This window comes from Burkholderia sp. BCC0322, assembly GCF_902833045.1.
Taxonomy (GTDB): domain Bacteria; phylum Pseudomonadota; class Gammaproteobacteria; order Burkholderiales; family Burkholderiaceae; genus Burkholderia.
The window spans coordinates 577,670-596,722 of sequence record NZ_CADFDU010000004.1 but is presented as its reverse complement, the minus strand read 5'-3'; the positions used below and the strand labels follow the sequence as shown (position 1 = coordinate 596,722).

Below are 19,053 nucleotides of genomic sequence, written 5' to 3'. Positions count from 1 at the left end.
TGTCATGCAACTGGAGACTTCGATGCGCGATCTGCTCGAACATCGCCGCCTGGTCATCACGATCACGCTGCTTTACCTGTCACAGGGAATCCCGATCGGCATTGCGATGGATGCGATGCCGACCCTGCTGCGCCACGACGGCGCGCCGCTTCACGCACTGGCGTTCCTGCCGCTCGTCGGTTTGCCATGGGTCGTGAAATTCCTGTGGGCGCCCGTCGTCGACAACCGCTGGTCGCCGCGCATCGGCCGGCGGCGCAGTTGGATGCTGCCGATGCAGGCGCTCGTCGTGCTGTGCCTCGGCAGCCTCGCGCAGATCGGCATGACGGTCGCGACGGCCGGCTGGGCGGTCGGCCTGCTGGCCGTCGCGTCGCTCGCGAGCGCGACGCAGGACATCGCGAACGACGGGATGGCCGCCGAGCACTTCCGCGGCGACACGCTCGCGAAGATCAACGCGATCCAGATCGCGGGCGTGATGATCGGCTTCTTCGGCGGCGGCGCCGGCACGTTGACGCTGATCGGCCTGTTCGGGCAGCGCGCCGCGTTTCTCGCGCTGGCCGCCGTGCCGCTCGCGAGCCTTGCGTGCGTACTGTGGGTGCTGCCGCGCGATGCGGATCGCGCACGCGTGCACGCCGAACACAACGCAAGCCTCGTGCGCTTCGCGAAGCGGCCGCGTTCGTGGTCGCTGCTGTCGCTCGCGCTGCTGTCGGCGATGACGGCCGTATCGGGCTTCGGCCTGTCGAAGCTGTTTCTCAACGACGCGGGCTGGTCGCTCGACGCGATCGGGAAGCTCGGGATGGCCGGCGGCATCGTGACGGTCGTGCTCGGTTGCGGCGGCGGCGCGTGGCTCGTCCGGTGGCTCGGGTTGTGGCGTGCGTTTACGGCCGGCGTGAGCTGTGCGGGCGCGGCCGCGCTGCTGTGGTTCGCTCAGGCGAGCGGGTGGCTGCCGGTGTCGCCGTCGTGGGCATGGCTGTGCACGGTACTCGGTTCGCTGGCGACCGGCATCACGTCGGTGTCGATCATGACGGCCGGCATGCGCTTCGCGGGCGGCAGCGACCAGGCCGGCACCGACGTGACGGCCGTGCAGAGCACGCGCGATCTCGGCGAGCTGATCGCGTCGTCGACGATCCTGTCGCTCACCGCGAAGGTCGGTTATACGGGCGGGTTTCTGGCCGGTGTGGCGCTGGCGGTGCTGGCCGCGTTGATCGCGCTGCGGTTGCGGCGGCGGGAGGCGGCGTATGCGGTGAAGGGGGAGGATGTGCTGGCATCGTGATCGTCGTCATGCATTCGCTCGCGCTCGGCCGGAGAAGGGCGAATGCGCAGACGCGCCGCACGATGCTCAAGCCGACGATTCCGTCGGTCGTGCTTACGCGGAACGTGCTCGAATCCGGCGGCGATTGACCGGAAAACGCGGGGTGCCCGCCGCGTCCGTTACGCGCGGGCCAATCGCCGCGCAGCCATCAGTCCGAGGACGAGCAACACCGCGACATACGCGGCGACGCTTGCCCACGCGCCGTGCTGCCAGAACGACCCGCCGACCGAGCCGAGCACGCTCGATCCGAGATAGTACGCGAGCAGGTACAGCGAGGCAGCGTGCCCCTTCGCGGATCCCGCGAGGTAGCCGACCCAGCCGCTCGCCACCGCATGGGCGACGAAGAAGCCGATCGTGACGAGCACGATGCCGACGACGATCGCAGCGAGCGAGTGCGACAGCGTCAGCGCGAGGCCCGCCGCGAATACGAGAATGCCGCCGACAAGCACCGGTGCGCGCCCGAGACGATCGGCGAGCGCACCGGCGCTCGATGACGACATCATCCCGAACAGGTAGGCGCCGAAGATCAGGCCGCACTCGGTCGAGCTCAGGTTGAAAGGGGCCGCCGTGAGCCGGAACCCCGCGTAGTTGTAGATCGTCACGAACGCGCCCATCACCAGGAAGCCGATCGCGAACACGAACGGAAGCCGGGCATGATGCAGTTGCGCGTTCCACAGCCGAAGATGATGACGCAGCGTCAGATCGGTGCGCTTCACGAAGCGCCGCGATTGCGGCAGCAGCATCACGAAGGCAACGGCCGCGACGAGATCGATGACGCCGATCGTCAGCATCGCCGTCCGCCACGAGAAATGTTCTTCCAGCGCGCTCATGCCGATCCGACCGATCATGCCGCCGAACGCGGTCCCGCCGACATAGAGCCCCATCGAGAAACCGAGCCCCTCGGACGCGATTTCTTCCGCGAGATAGGCCATCGCGACCGCCGGGACGCCGCCCAGCGCGAACCCTTCGAGCGCACGCCAGACCAGCAGCAGGTTCCAGTTGGGCGACAGCGCGGCGAGCACATTGAACAGCGCGGCCAGCGTCATCGACGCGAACATCAGCCCGCGTCGTCCGACGCGTTCGGACAATGCGCCGGCGCACAGGATGGAGACCGCCAGCATCCCGGTCGACAGCGACAGCGAGAGCGAACTCGATGCGGCGCCCAGCCGGAACTCCCGTGCGAACGCGGGAAGCAGCGGCTGGACGCAGTACAGCAGCGAGAAGGTGGAAAAACCGGCAAGGAAAAGCGCCAGCGCGATGCGCTTGTACGCGGCCGAGCGCGGGGACACGCCTGCAGGCAGCGCGTCGGATGCGGCGTTCTGCGTGCCGGGCGTGGATCGGGAAATCGAAGCGGAGGACATGGGTGCACTCGATGTGCGACGGAATGCCTGAATTCTTGCGCACCGTCATGTATATGTCCAATATATGAAAGAAACCGTAGCGATATGTTTTACCACTGGCTGAAGAGCCGGTCCGGCTCACCGTGAGGTCACCTGGCGAATGGAACTCCGACATCTCCGATACTTTCTGGCCGTGGCGGCCACGTCGAATTTCACCAAGGCTGCCGAGACGCTCGGCATCGGGCAACCGCCGTTGAGCCAGCAGATCAAGGCGCTCGAGAGCGAACTCGGCGTGGAACTGTTCAAGCGGACCGCGCGCGGTGCCGAGCTGACGCTGGCGGGCGAGGTCTTCGCGGAAGAGGCGCGCCGCGTGCTCGACGATGCCGAGCGGGCGGCGCGGGCGGCCAGGCGGGCCGCACGCGGGGAAACCGGGCATCTGCGGGTGGGCTTCACCGGGACGGCGGCGTTCAATTCGAAAGTGTCGGATCTGATCCGCCGCTTCAGGGAGGCGTTTCCGGAGGCCGAGCTGACGTTGCAGGAGGCGACGTCGCGCGTCCTGCTGGAGGCGCTGGACGCCGGGCATCTGGACGTCGCGATCGTGCGGCCGGAACGCCGTGCCGCCGCGACGTTGCGGGTGTCGGACTGGGACGAGGAACCGATGTTCGTCGCGCTGCCCGTGGCGCACCGGCTGGCGCGGCGTCGGCGCATCGATCTGGCCGAGCTGGCCGACGAGTCGTTCGTGCAGGTGCCGCGGGAAGCCGGCAGCGCGCTGTTCGACGACATCGTCGCCGCATGCAACGCCGCCGGATTCGAGCCGCGGATGGCGCAACCCGCACCGCAAATCGCGTCCGCGGTGACGCTGGTCGCTGCCGGGCTCGGCGTGTCTGTCGTGCCGAAGGCGATTACGCAGGTGCAGGTTGCCGGTGTCGTCTATCGGCCGTTCGCCGGTAATGCGCTTCGTGCAAGGCTGGCCATTGCGTCGCGATGCGACGAGCCGTCGGCGGTCGTTCGCAATTTTCTGTTGCTGGCCTAGCGGGGTGCGCCGAGATGCTTGCGGCGGATCCGTCCCGCGCTTGAATCTCCCGGTGCGCGCCGGGCTTGCATCGGCATCGTGTCGTCGAACGCGATAAAAACAAAAAACCCGCGAGGCCATGCGCTGTCGCGGGTTTTTGAAAATGCTGGAAACGCGGAGAAACCGCATCTGGTGCCGACGGCGAGACTCGAACTCGCACAGCTTTCGCCACTACCCCCTCAAGATAGCGTGTCTACCAATTTCACCACGTCGGCACTGCACTGCAAGGGGCGCAATTCTAGCGCCACATTGCGCGTTTGTGAAGGGGGTATGACAGGGTTGCGGTGTGCGCGAAAGCGATCCCGGTAGAATTCGGGCGATCGGTCCGACGACCATCGCTACTGCCATCCGCTTTCTCCCCGTGACCACCACCCTCGAACAACTGCAGGCCGGACAACTGTCGGGCGCCCGGCAACTCAAGCTCGCGTGCGGGCTGACCGAGTTTCCGCGCGAGATTTTCGATCTGGCCGACACGCTCGAAGTGCTCGACCTGTCCGGTAACGCACTCGCCGCGCTGCCGGACGACTTGCCGCGGCTGCATCGCCTGCGCATCCTGTTCGCGTCCGGCAACCGCTTCACCGCCTTCCCCGACGTGCTCAGCGCGTGCGCTCAACTCGACATGATCGGCTTCAAGGCGAACCGGATCCGCACGGTGCCGCGCGGATCGCTGCCACGTGCGCTGCGCTGGCTGATCCTGACCGACAACGAAATCGACGCGCTACCCGCCGGGATCGGCGACTGCTCGCGATTGCAGAAGCTGATGCTCGCGGGCAACCGGCTGCGCGCGCTGCCTGCCGAAATGGCCGCGTGCCGTGCGCTCGAACTGGTGCGCCTGTCGGCGAACCGGCTGGACCAACTGCCCGACTGGTTGCCGCGCCTGCCGCGCCTCGCGTGGCTCGCATACTCCGGCAATCCGTTCAGCGCCGCGCCGGACGCCGCGGCGTCGGCCGGGCCGGAGGTCGCGGACGTCGACTGGGCGTCGCTCTCATGCGAACAGAAGCTGGGCGAAGGCGCGTCGGGCGTCATTTACCGCGCGCAATGGCGCGCGGACGATCATGCGTCGCGAGCGGTCGCGGTCAAGCTGTTCAAGGGCGCGGTGACGAGCGACGGTCTGCCCGACTGTGAAATGGCCGCGTGCCTGCATGCCGGGCGCCACCCGAACGTGATCCCGGTGATCGGCAAGGTGCGCGGTCATCCGGACGGTACGCACGGGCTCGTGATGGAACTGGGCGATCCGGCGCTCGCGAACCTTGCCGGGCCGCCGAGCTTTGCAACCTGCACGCGCGACGTGTATGCGGCCGAGGCGCGATTCGAGCCGGATGAGGCCGTGCGGATCGCGCACGGCATCGCATCGGCCGCACGCCATCTGCACGCGCGCGGCATCATGCATGGCGACCTGTATGCGCACAACATCCTGCACGACGGCGAGGGCGGTGCGCTGCTGGGCGACTTCGGTGCGGCATCGTTCTACGACACGAGCGACTTACGGCATGGCGCCCGGCTCGAACGGCTGGAAGTTCGCGCGTTCGGCCATCTGCTCGGCGAATTGCTCGCCCATTGCGCACCGCACACCGGGGCCGGGGTGCGTGAGCTGGAAGTGCTCGCGGCGGCTTGCGTGAGCGAGGACATCGACACCCGGCCGTCGTTCGACGAGATCGTGGATGCGCTGGCCGCGTGGAAGGTCTGAGGGGAATGAGCTGCCTGCCGGGCGGTCCGTCGACTGACGTGCGTACGCTTGTTAAACCTGCCGCGCGGTCAGCAGCTTGATCCCGAGCCCGACGAACAGCAGCCCGCTGGCGCGCTTGAGCGCACGCACCGCGCGGCTCATGCCGAAGCCGCGATGGAAGCGGCGCACGCCGGCCGAATAGACGCAGTGAACGACCACGACGGTGCCCGCGATCGTCGCGTACATCACGACGAACTGCAGCGCGAGCGGGCGGTCGTGCACGATGAACTGCGGCATGAACGCCGACAGGAAAATCATCGTCTTCGGATTGCTGCCCGATACGAACAGCGCCTCGCGGAACAGTTTCCTGCGGTCGGGCACGGCGATCTCCGCCGCCCCGGGTGAAGCGGCAGCCTTGCGGTCGCCGCGCAGCTGCCGGACACCGACGAACATCAGGTACGCGGCGCCGACCACTTTCATCGCGACGAACAGCGGCGGCATCGCGGCCAGCACCGCGCCGACGCCGAGCGCGACGAGTACCACGACCACGCCTTGCGCCGCGAGGTTGCCCGCGATCGTCGCGGCCGTGCCGCGCGTGCCGTAGCGCACCGTGTTGCGGATGACGAGCAGCACGTTGGGCCCCGGCGACAGCGTCGTGGCGAGATAGGCTGCGGCAAACAGCATCCAGGTCTGAATGGACATGCGGCGCTCCAGGAGGCGGTTCCGGCGGTCGGGATGAAGCGATGGTGCCACGCCAATAAGTGACGCAGGCTTGCGCCGGAACCGTGCGGTCGTGCGCGTCAGCTCGCGTCGCGCATGCAGTACGCGGGGATCGACGGCGGCGTATCGATCGCGGCGGGCCGCGTCATCCACGCGATCCACCCGGCCCAGATCCCGCAGACGATCAACACGGCGACGTTCAGCGGCGTCCGGTAGCGGACGATCAGGTCGGCCAGCGGCAGGCGATGTTTCATGTGCATCTCCTTCGATCGAGGGTGGTGGCGTTACTGGCCGGCGTAGTTGGGCGCCTTGGCGTCGCAGGTCACGGACACCGTCGAGCCGTCCGCGAAATGCAGCCGGAACGGCACCTTCGCGCCGGGCGCGATGGCTTCGCGCGGTTGTTCCAGCATCACGTGATAGCTCTTCGGCTTGAAGGTCACCGTGCCGTGCGCGGGCACTTCGACCGCGTCGACGTGAACCATCTTCGCGGTGCTGCCGTTCGTCTGCGTTTCATGCAGCATGGCCATCCCGTACGCGGGCGTGTCGAGGCCCGTCAGCGTGACGGGCGCGTCGCCGTCGTTCTTCAGCGTGAAGTAGCCGGACGACGGCACGGTTGCCGGCATTGCGCGGATCCAGCAGTTTTCTGCCTGTACGGCCGGCGCGGCGAACGTGGCGGGCGCTTGCAGTGCCAGCAGCGCGAACAGCAGGCCGGTCGGAATCGGGCGTTTCATGGTTGGTTTTCCTTATGGATGGAAGCAGCGGGTAAGGGGGGGCGATGCGGCCGGCGCGAACGTGCGCGACCGGACATTCGCCCGCGAGCGAATGTCGGTGCGACAGTACGAACCGGATGCAGCGCGCCGCGCGCACGGCACGACGCCGCGCGCGATACGGTGAGACATGATCGTCCTTCGAAACGTGACACGTCGCGCACGCCGGGGGCGTGCACGAACCACGCGATGCGCGACGGCATCACGGGCGTTGATGACGGATCAGGACGCGATCGGAGGGGCGCGCGGCTGCGCGGCCGTGAGCGGCAGCGCGCGGCGCAGGCTTTCGAAGCGGGTCGCTTCGCGGTGCTGAATGACGTGCACGTTGGCCGCGAACGTCAGTTCGGGCGCGGGCAGTGCAGGTGTGTGAGCCAGGAGGCTGCAATAGCCGCATGCCTGGAGGTGGGCCTGCAGGCTTTTCTGCGACGCGTCGGCGGCGCGCTCGCCGGTGGCCGGCGTGGCCGTGCAGTAGCCGGCCAGCAGCGTATCGACGCGCTGCTGCGTCGTCAGTGCCTGCGAGATCGTCGGCGCGAGCGCCGACATCAGGATGGCGAGCATCCCGATCAGACTGCCGATCTTCCGGAGGCGACGACTCAGCATGCGATGCGCGGCGGCGGGTGGACGACGATGGAGCGGATTATGCCACGCACGCCGATTCGCATGTCGGTGCGGACCTGCGGCGTGGCGGCGCGCTACGCGTGCTTCGCCAGGTATTTCGTGATCAGCGCCATCTGCGCGGCCCAACCCTGATCGTTCATCTCGCGCGCCTTCGCGCGGCGCGTTTCGATCAACTGGTCGAAGCCCGTTTCGGTGACCGTGAGCAGCGTGCCGCCGGCCTGTGAGGCGAGTGCGAACGTGACGAGCGTCATCGGCTCGGAGGTGTAATCAAAATTCGGGTCGATCGCGAACGGGTGCCAGCGAAACGAAAAAACCTGCTTCGGCTCGAGGCGGTCGACGACGATTTCGAACACCGTGCCCGCATAGGGCTCTTGCGCCTTGGCGACGTCGTCGTCGACGCGTGTCGGCGTAATGCGGCCGAACAGCGGCTGGCCGGCCGCGAACGGCCCGTCGAACGTGACGCCGAACCACTGGCCGAATTCGCCGGAATTGCTGACGGCTTCCCACACACGGTCGGGCGACGCGTTGAGCACGGCCTGTTTTTCGATGCGATCGGTTTGCTGGGTCATGACGTTCTCCACACAGGATCAACTTTCGCTGGGCGGCACGCGTGAACAGGCCCTAGTCGAGCATGACCGCGTCGGGCACGTCGAGCACGAGGTCCGACGTCGCGACGGCCACGCACGGCAGCGTATAGCCGTCGGCCTTTTCCTCGCGGCTCAGCCCCGGCCATTCGATCGTGTAGCGTACGCTGCCGCTGACGATCCGGCAAAGGCAGCTTCGGCACGTGCCGTTGCGGCACGAGCGCGGCAGCGACACGTGCGCGAACGCGGCGGCTTCGAGCAATGTGAGCGAATCGGGCGCATCGAAGGTCGCGCCGAGCGGCTCGATGCGCACGAGGGGCAGGTGTTCCGGATCGGTCATGGCGGAGGCGGTTCGGCGGTTCGGCGACAACGCGCCAAGCATACCCGAACGTGCGGGCGGCCGGCGCCGGCCGGCCGCTGGCGTCAATGCCGGCGCAGGTGCCGGTACACGGTATTGCGGGCGAGACCGAGCTCGCGCGCGGCCGCCGACACGTTGCCGCCGTGCCGCGCGAGCACGGCATCGATCACCGCGGCCTGATGGCTTTGCAGCGTCGTTCCTTCGCGCGTGCCGGCCGATGCGTCCGGCATTGTGGCGGCCGGCGCGGCCGGTGCGTCGTCGCAGTCGAGCCAGAAATCGTCGGGCAAATGGGCAAGCGTGATTTCCGCTTCGTCTTCGGCGAGCATGCCGGCCGTGCGCAGCACGTTGGTCATCTGGCGCAGGTTGCCGGGCCAGCGATGGCGCGTGAACGCGTCGAGCACGTCGGCCGCGATGCGGCGCGGCATCGGTTCGCTGCGCGCGAGCCGCGCGAGAATCCGCTCGACGAGCGCGGGCAGGTCGGTGCGTGCGGCAAGCGCCGGCAGCGTGACCGCGAGCCCGTTGATCCGGTAGAACAGGTCTTCGCGGAACGTGCCTTCCGCGATCATCGCGCGCAGGTCGCGATGGGTCGCGCAGACCACGCGCACGTCGACCGGCACCGCGCGCGCCCCGCCGAGCGGCACCACCGCGCGTTCCTGCAGCACGCGCATCAGCCGGACCTGCTGCGCGAGCGGCATGTCGCCGATTTCGTCGAGAAACAGCGTGCCGCCGTCGGCCTGCACGATCTTGCCGGGGCTGCCGCGCTTGCGCGCGCCGGTGAACGCGCCGTCTTCGTAGCCGAACAGCTCGGCCTCGATCAGCGAATCGGGCAGCGCGGCGCAGTTGACCGCGACGAACGGGCCGTCCGCGCGCGGCGATGCCTGGTGCAGCGCGCGGGCGAGCCATTCCTTGCCGGTGCCGGTCTGGCCGAGGATCAGCAGCGGCAGGTCGCGCCCGCGGATCTTCGCGACACGTTCGAGCACGGCGGCCATGCGCGCGTCGCCGGTGTCGAGCGTCGCGAACGTGATCACGTCGGGGTCCGGCGTGCGCACGCGCGCGGCGGGCGCGGGCGGCGTGACGGCGATGGTGGTCTTGTGTGCTTCCGCGAATTCGCAGCGCGCCAGTACGCGTACGCCGGTCGACAGCGTGAGGCGGAACATCGCACCGGGCGCACGTGCCGCCTGTTGCGCGAGCTGGCCGAAGCGCAGGCCGAACAGCGCGTCGCTGGCCTGGTGCTGCAGTGCGTCGAACGATGCGCCGAGCTGGAATTGCGCGCTGCGGTTCGCGGCGATCAGCCCGCCGTCTGGGCCGAATGCGACGAGCCCGGCGAATAGCGAATCGACGCATTCCTCGTGCGCATGGAAGCGCAGCCGCAAGGCTTCCGAGCACTGGTTCGCGAACAGGTGGTTCTCGATCAGTTGCGCGGACATCCGCACGAGCGCGAGCGTATGCGGGCTCGAGCCGCGCGGATCGCCGCTGACGTCGAGCGTGCCGAGCGTGCGGCCGAACGGGTCGAAGATCGGCGCGCACGAGCAGGTGAGGATGTGATTGGCGCGCAGGAAGTGTTCGGAGCCGTGGACCGCGACGGCCTGGCCCGATGCGAGCGCGGTGCCGATCGCGTTGGTGCCGCGCGCGCCTTCCGCCCACGAGACGCCGGTACACAGCGCGACGCGGTTGGCTTTCTCGATGAAGTCCGCGTCGCCGATGCTGTGCAGGATCACGCCGTCAGCGTCTGTCAGCAGCACGAGGCTTTGCGTGTCGGCGATTTGCGCGTGGAGGTTCTCCATCACCGGGCGGGCGTGCGAGAACAGCGTGTGGTTCGTGTCGAGCAGTTCGCGCAGCGCGATGTGCGACAGTGGCGAGAAATCCGGGCGTTCGTGCGCGCGCAGGCCGACTGCGGTCGAACGCGCATGTGCCTGCGCGAGCAGGTCGGTGCGACCCGCGGTGGCGGGCAGCACGAAGTGTTGCGGCATGACTTGTCTCCTGTCGGCAGCAGTTAGCGCTTCAGCGCTTACTGATGCCCCATGCTTCGCGGTCGGCAGCAGTTAGCGCTTCAGCGCTTACTGATGCCCCATGCTTCGCGGTCGGCAGCAATTAGCGCTTCAGCACTTACCGATGCCCGATGCTTCGCGGTCGGCAGCAATTAGCGCTTCGGCACTTACCGATGCCCCATGCTCCGCAATCGGCCCCAGCGAGCGCTTCAGCGTCTACTTGGGCCCCATGCTTCTCGAAATTGACCGTCTCCCGGCACACGCACATGCACCGAAACACTCCCACGGATTCCCGTCGCCACGTGCGGCGCACCATCGGTGCGCGAACGGCAAGCATCCGGGTACGCATCATCATACAAGCGTCGCGTACGCCGCGCGACCGCGAACAAAATCCCCTTGCTTTTAAATGCCCGCCTGCAATGATGGAAATGGAGCACGCGCGCGCCGTGTTCCGCATTGCAACATGCATGCGACGCGACATGCATCCGTTCGGGAGACGCATCATGGTTCGGACGGAACTGAGGGTCGTGCTGGCGGCCATCGCCACTTTCATCATGCTGGGCGGCATCGCCGTGGCGATCCACGGGCTGCTGTTCGATCTGACCGATGCGGTGCGATACGGGGCGGCCGCGATTGCGGTGGGCGCCACGACGGCGGCAATCGCGCTCAACGTCTGGCCGACCGATCCTCACTGACGCCGGTTTCCGAAACGGTGCCGGATGCCGCGCTGATCAGATGAAATGCGCGTCGGAACGACGCACGCCGTAAAATTTGTCTCCTGCGCGAAACCGTCTAAAGTGGAAAGCAACCGGCATGCATTGTCCGCGCCTATCCCCGCGGGCCGTGCCTCCGCCGGCGAGCCCGCGTACACTTCGTCCGGCCGGTAGCGGACGACGGACGCGGTCATTCGTTTTCTACCGGTCGAGGCGGCTCCCATGCAGATCCATTTCACGAACGAGAAGCCCGAGTATTCGGGGCGCGACCTGATGCTTGCGTTCACGGCGTTGGTCAATGGCGAGCGTGTCCAATGTCAGATCACCGCCGAGGCGCTGGAGGATCATTTCGGCGCGGCATCGCCGCGCTTCGAGGACATGGTCGGCGCATTCGACCAGCATCGCGACCGTATCGAGGCGGCCGCACGGCGCCTGCTGTCGGAGACGCGCGCGCAGTGCGTGACGCTGCGCAGCGGCTACGTCCGTTTCTACGAGGCCAACTGGCGCTGATGACACGACGCTCGTCTTGCGGCGCGCATCGCCGAGCGTTGCGCACGCGAAGGCGATGCCCCTCACGCGATGCCGTTCGGCGGGGCCGGGCGGCATTTTCGTATGCGGGCCGCACCGGATTGCTGCCGCACCGGGCCGGCTGCTAGCGTGCCGATACGATCCGGCGTCTCGATTCATCAGGATCGCAGAGGAAATCATTCGAAATCCGACACAATAAAAAGAGGGCACCGCACGTGGGGAATCGTTCGGGATGGAGGAGGGCGCGCCGTCTGCTGGCAGGCGCATGGTTGCTCGCAGCCGGCATGTCGATGGCCGGCGGGGCGGCTCGATCGGATGACGACGCGATCGGTCAGGGTGCGCCAGGTGAAGTCGACATCGTCGCGGGCGACGTCACGACAGGGGGCATCGTCGTGGCGCCGGGTCGCGTCGCGACGCCGTGTCATCGGCTCGCCGGCCGGCCGGCGTTCGACATCGCATCGGCCGATGGCCACCGTCTTCCCGCACGTCTCGTCGCGGGCAACCAGGATCGCGACATCTGCATCGTCGAAGCGACGGGTCTCGACGTCGCTGCCGTGCCGTTGACGGCGCGAAGTCCGGAATCGGGCACGACCGCTTATCTGGCGGGTGCGCGATTCGGCCGCCGCGATCCCGTTGCGCTTCGCGTGTGCTGCCATGGATGGGCCGCGGACGGCGGCATGCATTCCGGTGTGCTCGCATCGTCGGATCCGGCATCGGCGCGCCTGCCCGAACCGGGGGCCGGTGTCTACGACGTGCAGGGCAATCTGATCGGCATGGTGGGCGCCCGCGCGGACAATGCCGCGTCGCTCCACATGGTGCTGCCGGTCGAATGGATTGCGACCGTGACGGCGCGGATGCCGGCCGTCGACCTGCCGCTCGAAGCGACCGCATGGATGAGCCAGGCGCGCGCGTATGCGGTGGCGAACGACGTCGACGGGTTGATTCGCCACGACCGTGCATGGACGGCCGCGCGACCGCAAAGCGCCTGGGCGTGGAACAACCTCGGCAATGCATATCGCATGAGCCGGCTGCCCGATCGCGGCGCGCTCAGCCTGGCCGCCTTTCGCCGTTCGGTCGAAATCGATCCGTCGTACGTATTCGGCTGGACCGCGCTCGGCACCACCTATGCCGAGCAGGGGCAGATGGATCTCGCGCTCGACGCGTTTCATGCCGGCATGCGTGCCGATCCGTCGGACGCGATGCTGCCGATGAATCTCGGCATCGTGTATTGGCGGCGCGGCGACAAGGCCGATGCGCGACCGTTGTTCGAACGGGCCGTGCGTGAGCTGTCCGGTTCGCGCCAGGCCGATGCGTGGAATCTGCTGGCTTCGACGCAACCGGATGCCCAGGCAACCATCGGCGTGCTGCACGACGGGTTGAAGGCCTTTCCCGACGATGTGCGGCTTTGGTACGCACTCGGCCGTGCGTAATACGATCTCGGCCACCTGGCGGACGCGATCGCCAGTTACCAGCAAGCGCTGAAGGTGCAGAAGGACGGCGATCCCGCCGCGACCGCGCGCATTCAGGGCGCGCTCACCCAGGCGTATGCACTGCAAGGCCAGTCCGGCAACGCGGCCAGTGCGATGCACAGTGCGGTTGAAGCGGCGCCGGACAATGCCGAATACTGGTTGCGGCTCGGTGCGCTGTACATGACACAGTCGAACTACGTCGATGCGTTGAGCGCGCTCGACCGATCCATCAAGCTGAACGACGGCGACGTGAGGGCATGGCGGATGCACGGGGTGACGCTGGCGCGGCTGGGCCACCATGTGCAGGCCGTCGCATCGTTCCGGCGCGCGGTTGCGCTGGACGAATCGCTGGCGGACGGGTGGGTGGTGCTCGCGGGCGAGCTGAACGAGGCGGGCCAGCCCGATGAAGCGACGACCGCGGCCGCGCACGCACTGAAGCTTGATCCCGCGAACCGGCTCGCGCGGGAGGCGATGGGCGTCGCGGCGATTCGCGGCAGGCGGCCCGATGCGGCGGTCGGGATTTTCGAGGAAATGAATCGCATGTATCCCGACGACGCGCAGGTCATTGCCAACCTGGCGGTCGCTTACCGCCGCACCGGGCGGGTCGAAGACGCGGTGCAGTTGTATCGCCGCGTCAAGACGCTCGATCCGACGCTGGCGCAGCGGCTGTACGACGAGGAACTCAAGGGCGTCGCGACACCGTAGTCCGCGCGGACCAGGCGGCACGGCACGTACAACAAAAACGCCACCCGAAGGTGGCGTTTTTTTTCAGCATGCATCGCGCCGCAGCGCAGCCGTCACTCGCTGCCGAGATAGAAGAAGCGGAACAGGAACACGGCCGCGATGACCCACACGATCGGCTTGACCGAGCGGGCCTGGCCCGTCAGCAGCTTGAGGCCGCCGTAAGCGATGAAGCCGAACGCGACGCCGTTCGCGATCGAGTACGTGAACGGCATCAGCAGCGCGGTCAGCGCGGCCGGCACGGCTTCCGTCGCATCGTCCCACGGCACCTCGACCATCTCGCGCAGCATCAGGCACGACACGTACAGCAGCGCCGGTGCCGTAGCGTACGCCGGCACGACGCCGGCGAGCGGCGCGATGAACAGGCACGCGAGAAACAGCACCGCGACGGTGATGGCCGTCACGCCCGTACGGCCGCCGGCCTGCACGCCCGACGCGCTTTCGATATACGCGGTGGTCGACGACGTGCCGAGCACCGAGCCCGCGACGATCGCCGTGCTGTCGGCGAGCAGCGCCTTGTTCAGGCGGTTCATCTTGCCTTCGACGAGCAGGCCCGCGCGGTTCGCGACGCCCATCAGCGTGCCCGTCGCGTCGAACAGCTCGACGAGGAAGAACACGAGGATCACGTTGATGATGCCGGTCGACAGGGCGGCGCCGATGTCGAGCTTGAACAGCGTCGCGTCGATCGACGGCGGCGCCGAGAACACGCCGTGGAACTGGTTGTCGCCGAAGAAGAACGACAGGATCGTGACGCCGATGATGCCGATCAGGATTGCGCCGCGCACGCGCAGGTGGTCGAGCGTGACGATCGTGAAGAAGCCGACGATCGCGAGGATCGTGTCGTGCTTGTGCAGGTCGCCCAGCGTGACGAGCGTGGCCGGGTTGCCGACGATCACGCCCGAGGTCTTCAGCGAGATGATGCCGAGGAACAGGCCGATGCCCGCGGTGATCGAGATCCGCAGCGATTTCGGAATGCCGTTGACGATCGCCTCGCGCACGCGGAACAGCGTGACGAGCAGGAACAGGCAGCCGGAGATGAACACCGCGCCGAGCGCGGCCTGCCACGTGAAGCCCATCCCCTTGACGACCGTGTACGCGAAATACGCGTTCAGGCCCATGCCGGGCGCGCACGCGATCGGGTAGTTCGCGTACAGCCCCATGATGATCGACGCCAGCGCCGCGACGAGGCAGGTCGCGACGAATACGGATTCCTTCGGCATGCCGGCATCGCCGAGGATCGCGGGGTTGACGAAGATGATGTAAGCCATCGTCAGGAACGTGGTGACGCCCGCGAGTATTTCGGTGCGGAAGTCGGTGCCGGCTTCAGCGAAGCCGAAATACCGCTTGATGGATTCCATTAGGGCGTTTCTCCGGTCGGGTTGTCGTGTTGCTTGTTGTGCCGAATTGTTGTAAAGGCAGCGGCGGCTTAATGTAACCAGCCACTATTGCCCGGCTATCGGCGGATTGTAATAGCGCGGATAGCTCGGACGATATAGTTGGAGGGCACGACCGAAAGATCGATCGGCTGCCTGCGCGCGAACGGTCTGGCAGCCCGGCCGCGCGACGAAGGCGCGCATTTTACCGGTTCGGGCGGAACGAGCCGGAAGAAATGGCTGAAGCGGGAGCGGGATGCGCGAACGACGCCGGCCGATGCGCGCGCAACGGCGTGAACGACGACACCCGCGGCGTATCGCGCGGGGCGGGAGCGGGATGACATCCGGCTGAAACGGAGCGCCTGCCTAATGCACGAACGCGGGGCGGGAGGCGCGTGCGCGTGAACGCATGTGCGCGGCCGGTACGGATGCCCGGCCGCGACGTGCGGCGGCCATTCGTCAGTCCAGGCGGTTGCAGATATCGGGCTATCCTGCGCCGAAGCCGTCCCACCCGCAACTGTCATTTCGTGATGCGGGGGCGACTGTGGTTTCTGTGTAAAAGATTGCAAGACCCCATCGCATAAACCGGCAAGTCTTTCTAGGATAGATACACCGCACATGCACACGCCGGCCGGTAATTGCCGACGCGGGGGAGTCGCAGTCCGTGCAGGCCGGGCGGTGAGGTGCGGTCAAGGCCGTTGCGTGTTCGGGCAGGCACGGCCGCTTGCGATTGCCCGATGCGGGTTCGTCCGTAATCACGGAGGTCAGCATGTTGAACTGGATCAGCCGGTGGGCGATGCGACACGCCCCGACGCCGGAAAAAACCGCTGCGTCGATGCTCGTGACGGCGCGCATGGAACTGTTCGCTGCCGAACAGCGCGTCATCGATGCGAAATTACAAGCGGATTACTGGCGTACACGGGTGTCATTCCTCGAGGAGGTGCAGAAGCAGGGCATCGATCCGTGGGTGACCTCGCAGGCAGCGCAACGTCCCGACTTCGATTCCACTCCCCGAAGCACGGGCCCGCGTCTCGCCGCCAGCACCTGATGCACCTGCTGCATCCCGTCGCTGCGCACGGCGCGCGATCGCGCGCGGCACGCACCGGCGTGCCGCGTCATTCGATGCGCACCTGCGGCGCGTTACGCCGCGGGTGCGTCCGTTTCCGGTCGCGGCCGTTCCGCGCCTCGCGTGCCTGACGGCGCGTCATTCATCCGCTCGTTCTCCCTGCCCCGAAGAGCAAACGTTGCACTAGCGCGAGCGTGCGCCTGAAGCGCCCGCCGCGACGCACGTATGCGGTCGTGAGCGTCGCTTCCGCCGACCGGCCGGCATCGGTGCCGAGCCAGATGCGCTCGCCGCGTGCGATGCGCAGCACGTCGCCGGGCTGCACCCAATAGTCGTCGACGCTCGGCGGGCGCGTGACCCACAGCGCCGCGCCATGCGCGCGGAGCTCCGCGTCCTGCGGCGCGCGCCACGTCAGCGTCGTACGCGGCGCGACCGCGAAACGGATCACGACAGTCGGTAACGCGATCGCGCCGGCGCGGCGCCGATCGGGACGGTCAAACAGCGGGCTTGCCTGGTCCATCGTCTTCTCCATTCAGTGAGCCGGACGGATGACGCGCACCAGAACAAAAAGGCCTCATCCGTTTCCGGTGAGGCCTGGTGTGACATGCGGTACTGCTCGATTGCTAACGCACACGCGCCTCCCGTGAACCATTCTTTCGAATGTTCATCGAGCGGTGAATCGCGACGGCGATGAGCGTATACGTAGGCATGCGAACGAGTTTGTCTGCGTGGAACGATGTTGTCAACGATAATTTTCGAGTTAGGCGAGCGCGATGCATCGACGTGCGCGCCGCTGCGTATCCGTAGCGAGTGAGCAGCAGCGCTTTCGTCACGTACGACTTCGACATCGCTCGCGCAGCAAGCTGCGCATTCGCGCGAGCGCATGCGCCAGCCACGCGCCGCGTCGCATCGCGTAGGCGGTCGTGATCGATGCTTCGGCCGGACGGTCGTCGTCGGTGCTCATCCAGATGCGATCGCCGCGCCGCACGCGCAGCACGTCGCCGGTTCGTATCCAGTAATCGTCGACGCTGCCGAGCCGCGTGACCCACAGTGTGGCGTCGTGCACGCGGATCTCGGCGTCGTTTTGCGCGCACCATGTCAGCGTCGTGCGCGGCGCGACCGTGAATTGCATCACGACCCGCGGCAGTGCGATCGCATCGGTGCGGCACCGATCGGGGCAGACAACCAGCCGGCTTGCTTGGTCCATCGTCATCTCCATCCGTTGAGCCGGGCGGGATGACGCGCACGCAAACAAAAAGGCCTCATCCGTTTCCGGCGAGGCCTTGTGACATGCGCAACTGAATCTCGATGCTAACGCACAAGCGCCTCCGGTGATCGCCGCGGGTGGGCGTTCACTCGGTTTTTATGCGCGATGGCGGCGGGCTTGAGCGTAGGCATGCGAACGAGTGTGTCGTGGCAGCGCAGCAATGTCAACGGAAATTTCGAGACACTTGGCGGTCACGCGTCGCGTTGCGCGAGCCCGTTCACGAGCAGCTCGGACAGCAGGCCCGTCATCCCTTCCGGGTGCGTGGCCGCGCGGGCCTTGAGCTGTTCGACGAGTTCGGCGTTGAGCTTGCAGGCGAACGGCACGAGGCCCTGTTCCTGGTCGAGCTTGCGCTGCGCGCGGCGGTCGAGCTTGACCGCTTCTTCGGCGCCCTTGCCGAAACGCGCGGCGTTCGACTGCTTCATCGCGTGCGTCAGCTTGAGCGCCTTGTTCTTTTCGAGATCGGTTTTCTTCATGGCCATCGCGGCACCTCCGGGAAATGAAGCCGCGATTGTACGCATTTCGGCGGGCGCCGCCCGCCGAACCGGCAGGAAACCCGTTCAGGCGCCCTTCGTCGTGCCCCAGTTGCCGCCGTGCGCAGCCGCCTGCGCGGCCGGCGAGCGGGCGAGGTAGGCGAGCGCCTGTTCGGTCGAGCCCTCGTGGTGCGGCGTGTAGCTCGGCTTGAAATAGCGCAGCGCCGCGCCGATCACCTTCCAGAACGACGGCAGGTGCCCGCGCCGCGAACCCTGCCACCACGCGAGCACGAAACCCGGGTAGCGGCCGGCGGCCGGATCGCGCCGGTACATGAACTTCGCGCCTGTAGTGATGTAGTAGAGCAGCAGCAGGATCACGAACGCCATGTGCACGCAGCGCTCCGGGTAGCTGCCGCCCATGTGCCGGTAGATGTCGAACGCGACCGTGCGGTGCTCGACTTCCTCCGCACCGTGCCAGCGCAGCAAGTCGACCATCGTCGGGTCGGCCTTTCCTTCGTCCAGCCCGTGCGCGTTGAGCACCCAGTTGCCGAGATAGCCGAAGAAATGCTCGAGCGACGCGATCACCGCGAGCTGCTGGCGCAGCCAGAAACGCGTGTGGCCGATCTTCAGCCCGAGCGGCTGTTCGCCGAGCACGCGCGTGAAGAGGCGGTTGAGCTTCTGCGTGAACGGCTTCGTGTCGATCCCGTGCCGGTCGTAGTAGTGCTTGAGCACGCCGCCGTGCGAACGCGAATGCACGGCTTCCTGCCGCAGGAAGCCTTCGGCCTCGTCACGCAGGCGCGCATCGGTGATCAGCGGCAATGCCTTGTTGTACACGCGGCAGAACCACAGCTCGCCTTCCGGGAACAGCAGGTTCAGCGTGTTGATGATGTGCGTGCTGCCCGGGTCGTTCGGCACCCAGGTGATCGGCGTGTCGCTGAAGTCGAACTTCACGTGCCGGGCCTTGATCTGGTGATAGTCGGCGGTATCGGTCATCTGTGTCTCCCTGT

Annotated in this window: 23 protein-coding genes, 1 tRNA gene and 1 pseudogene; 11 read left to right on the top strand and 14 right to left on the bottom strand. The window is 67.1% G+C overall.

Annotated features, from left to right (window positions below; genetic code table 11):
• Positions 1-22: 22 nt before the first annotated feature.
• Both HWX39_RS15930 and HWX39_RS36655 read left to right on the top strand, forming a co-directional pair.
• Positions 23-1,270, top strand: a complete 1,248-nt coding sequence (locus tag HWX39_RS15930; protein WP_175968956.1) for a RhtX/FptX family siderophore transporter — start codon at positions 23-25, stop codon at positions 1,268-1,270.
• Positions 1,267-1,398: a hypothetical protein gene (locus HWX39_RS36655; RefSeq protein ID WP_279613085.1), complete on the top strand. Its 132-nt coding sequence runs from the start codon at positions 1,267-1,269 to the stop codon at positions 1,396-1,398. Before HWX39_RS15930 ends, HWX39_RS36655 begins: the two co-directional genes overlap by 4 nt.
• 30 nt (positions 1,399-1,428) lie before the next feature.
• Here the strand turns inward: HWX39_RS36655 and HWX39_RS15925 are convergent, their stop codons facing one another.
• On the bottom strand, positions 1,429-2,670 hold the full coding sequence (locus HWX39_RS15925) for an MFS transporter (RefSeq protein ID WP_175968955.1): 1,242 nt from the start codon (positions 2,668-2,670) through the stop codon (positions 1,429-1,431).
• A 139-nt stretch (positions 2,671-2,809) separates the two neighbouring features.
• Here HWX39_RS15925 and HWX39_RS15920 point away from each other — a divergent pair, with 139 nt between their 5' ends.
• Positions 2,810-3,682: a LysR family transcriptional regulator gene (locus HWX39_RS15920; RefSeq protein WP_175968954.1), complete on the top strand. Its 873-nt coding sequence runs from the start codon at positions 2,810-2,812 to the stop codon at positions 3,680-3,682.
• A gap of 169 nt (positions 3,683-3,851) precedes the next feature.
• Here HWX39_RS15920 and HWX39_RS15915 read toward each other — a convergent pair.
• Positions 3,852-3,936 (bottom strand) — tRNA-Leu (locus HWX39_RS15915).
• Positions 3,937-4,082: 146 nt separating this feature from the next.
• Here HWX39_RS15915 and HWX39_RS15910 point away from each other — a divergent pair.
• Entirely contained in the window at positions 4,083-5,408 is a 1,326-nt protein-coding gene (locus HWX39_RS15910) for a protein kinase (RefSeq protein WP_175968953.1), read from the top strand.
• 51 nt (positions 5,409-5,459) lie between these two features.
• Here the strand turns inward: HWX39_RS15910 and HWX39_RS15905 are convergent, their stop codons facing one another.
• The 7 genes from HWX39_RS15905 to HWX39_RS15875 all read right to left on the bottom strand — a co-directional run bounded on the left by HWX39_RS15905 (position 5,460) and on the right by HWX39_RS15875 (position 10,404).
• Complete coding sequence (locus HWX39_RS15905; RefSeq protein WP_175968952.1) at positions 5,460-6,089, bottom strand: LysE family translocator; 630 nt, start codon at positions 6,087-6,089, stop codon at positions 5,460-5,462.
• A 98-nt stretch (positions 6,090-6,187) separates the two neighbouring features.
• The gene (locus HWX39_RS15900) at positions 6,188-6,361 is read right to left on the bottom strand and encodes a hypothetical protein (protein ID WP_175968951.1); all 174 of its coding nucleotides are present in this window, start codon (positions 6,359-6,361) and stop codon (positions 6,188-6,190) included.
• Positions 6,362-6,391: 30 nt separating this feature from the next.
• Positions 6,392-6,838, bottom strand: coding sequence for a copper chaperone PCu(A)C (locus tag HWX39_RS15895; protein ID WP_175968950.1), 447 nt, complete (start codon positions 6,836-6,838; stop codon positions 6,392-6,394).
• A gap of 258 nt (positions 6,839-7,096) precedes the next feature.
• Positions 7,097-7,474 (bottom strand): DUF2946 domain-containing protein, encoded by a 378-nt coding sequence (locus HWX39_RS15890; protein ID WP_175968949.1) that lies wholly within the window; start codon positions 7,472-7,474, stop codon positions 7,097-7,099.
• Between the two features lie 92 nt (positions 7,475-7,566).
• A complete protein-coding gene (locus HWX39_RS15885) occupies positions 7,567-8,061 on the bottom strand; it encodes an SRPBCC family protein (protein WP_175968948.1) in 495 nt (164 codons plus the stop codon).
• Between the two features lie 52 nt (positions 8,062-8,113).
• The gene (locus HWX39_RS15880; RefSeq protein ID WP_089426933.1) at positions 8,114-8,416 is read right to left on the bottom strand and encodes a 2Fe-2S iron-sulfur cluster-binding protein; all 303 of its coding nucleotides are present in this window, start codon (positions 8,414-8,416) and stop codon (positions 8,114-8,116) included.
• Between the two features lie 83 nt (positions 8,417-8,499).
• A complete protein-coding gene (locus HWX39_RS15875; RefSeq protein ID WP_175968947.1) occupies positions 8,500-10,404 on the bottom strand; it encodes a sigma-54-dependent Fis family transcriptional regulator in 1,905 nt (634 codons plus the stop codon).
• 437 nt (positions 10,405-10,841) lie between these two features.
• Between HWX39_RS15875 and HWX39_RS36820 the strand changes: the two genes are divergently transcribed.
• From HWX39_RS36820 to HWX39_RS36810, 5 genes and pseudogenes are all read left to right on the top strand, one after another.
• Positions 10,842-11,117, top strand: a complete 276-nt coding sequence (locus HWX39_RS36820) for a DUF2964 family protein (RefSeq protein ID WP_240674446.1) — start codon at positions 10,842-10,844, stop codon at positions 11,115-11,117.
• Between the two features lie 240 nt (positions 11,118-11,357).
• Complete coding sequence (locus tag HWX39_RS15865) at positions 11,358-11,645, top strand: DUF1488 domain-containing protein (protein WP_011354308.1); 288 nt, start codon at positions 11,358-11,360, stop codon at positions 11,643-11,645.
• Between the two features lie 302 nt (positions 11,646-11,947).
• Positions 11,948-13,093: a serine protease gene (locus tag HWX39_RS36260; RefSeq protein WP_244135014.1), complete on the top strand. Its 1,146-nt coding sequence runs from the start codon at positions 11,948-11,950 to the stop codon at positions 13,091-13,093.
• Between the two features lie 12 nt (positions 13,094-13,105).
• A pseudogene (locus HWX39_RS36815) lies at positions 13,106-13,462 on the top strand (tetratricopeptide repeat protein); the annotation flags it as partial.
• Positions 13,463-13,495: 33 nt separating this feature from the next.
• Positions 13,496-13,837 carry a tetratricopeptide repeat protein gene (locus HWX39_RS36810; RefSeq protein WP_347879575.1) on the top strand — a complete coding sequence of 114 codons (342 nt, stop codon included), beginning with the start codon at positions 13,496-13,498 and terminating at the stop codon, positions 13,835-13,837.
• Positions 13,838-13,929: 92 nt separating this feature from the next.
• On the opposite strand, the gene HWX39_RS15855 is transcribed toward HWX39_RS36810, so the two are convergent.
• Positions 13,930-15,231, bottom strand: coding sequence for an NCS2 family permease (locus HWX39_RS15855; RefSeq protein ID WP_175968946.1), 1,302 nt, complete (start codon positions 15,229-15,231; stop codon positions 13,930-13,932).
• 138 nt (positions 15,232-15,369) lie between these two features.
• Here HWX39_RS15855 and HWX39_RS36250 point away from each other — a divergent pair, with 138 nt between their 5' ends.
• Both HWX39_RS36250 and HWX39_RS15845 read left to right on the top strand, forming a co-directional pair.
• Complete coding sequence (locus tag HWX39_RS36250) at positions 15,370-15,543, top strand: hypothetical protein (protein ID WP_244135012.1); 174 nt, start codon at positions 15,370-15,372, stop codon at positions 15,541-15,543.
• A gap of 472 nt (positions 15,544-16,015) precedes the next feature.
• The gene (locus HWX39_RS15845) at positions 16,016-16,294 is read left to right on the top strand and encodes a hypothetical protein (RefSeq protein ID WP_124503675.1); all 279 of its coding nucleotides are present in this window, start codon (positions 16,016-16,018) and stop codon (positions 16,292-16,294) included.
• A gap of 160 nt (positions 16,295-16,454) precedes the next feature.
• Here HWX39_RS15845 and HWX39_RS15840 read toward each other — a convergent pair whose 3' ends face one another.
• The 4 genes from HWX39_RS15840 to HWX39_RS15825 form a co-directional block, all read right to left on the bottom strand.
• Positions 16,455-16,829, bottom strand: coding sequence for a DUF2917 domain-containing protein (locus tag HWX39_RS15840; RefSeq protein WP_175968945.1), 375 nt, complete (start codon positions 16,827-16,829; stop codon positions 16,455-16,457).
• 309 nt (positions 16,830-17,138) lie between these two features.
• Positions 17,139-17,516, bottom strand: a complete 378-nt coding sequence (locus tag HWX39_RS15835; protein WP_175968944.1) for a DUF2917 domain-containing protein — start codon at positions 17,514-17,516, stop codon at positions 17,139-17,141.
• Between the two features lie 251 nt (positions 17,517-17,767).
• Entirely contained in the window at positions 17,768-18,055 is a 288-nt protein-coding gene (locus tag HWX39_RS15830; RefSeq protein WP_175968943.1) for a hypothetical protein, read from the bottom strand.
• Positions 18,056-18,133: 78 nt separating this feature from the next.
• Positions 18,134-19,039: a metal-dependent hydrolase gene (locus HWX39_RS15825; protein WP_175968942.1), complete on the bottom strand. Its 906-nt coding sequence runs from the start codon at positions 19,037-19,039 to the stop codon at positions 18,134-18,136.
• Positions 19,040-19,053: the final 14 nt, after the last annotated feature.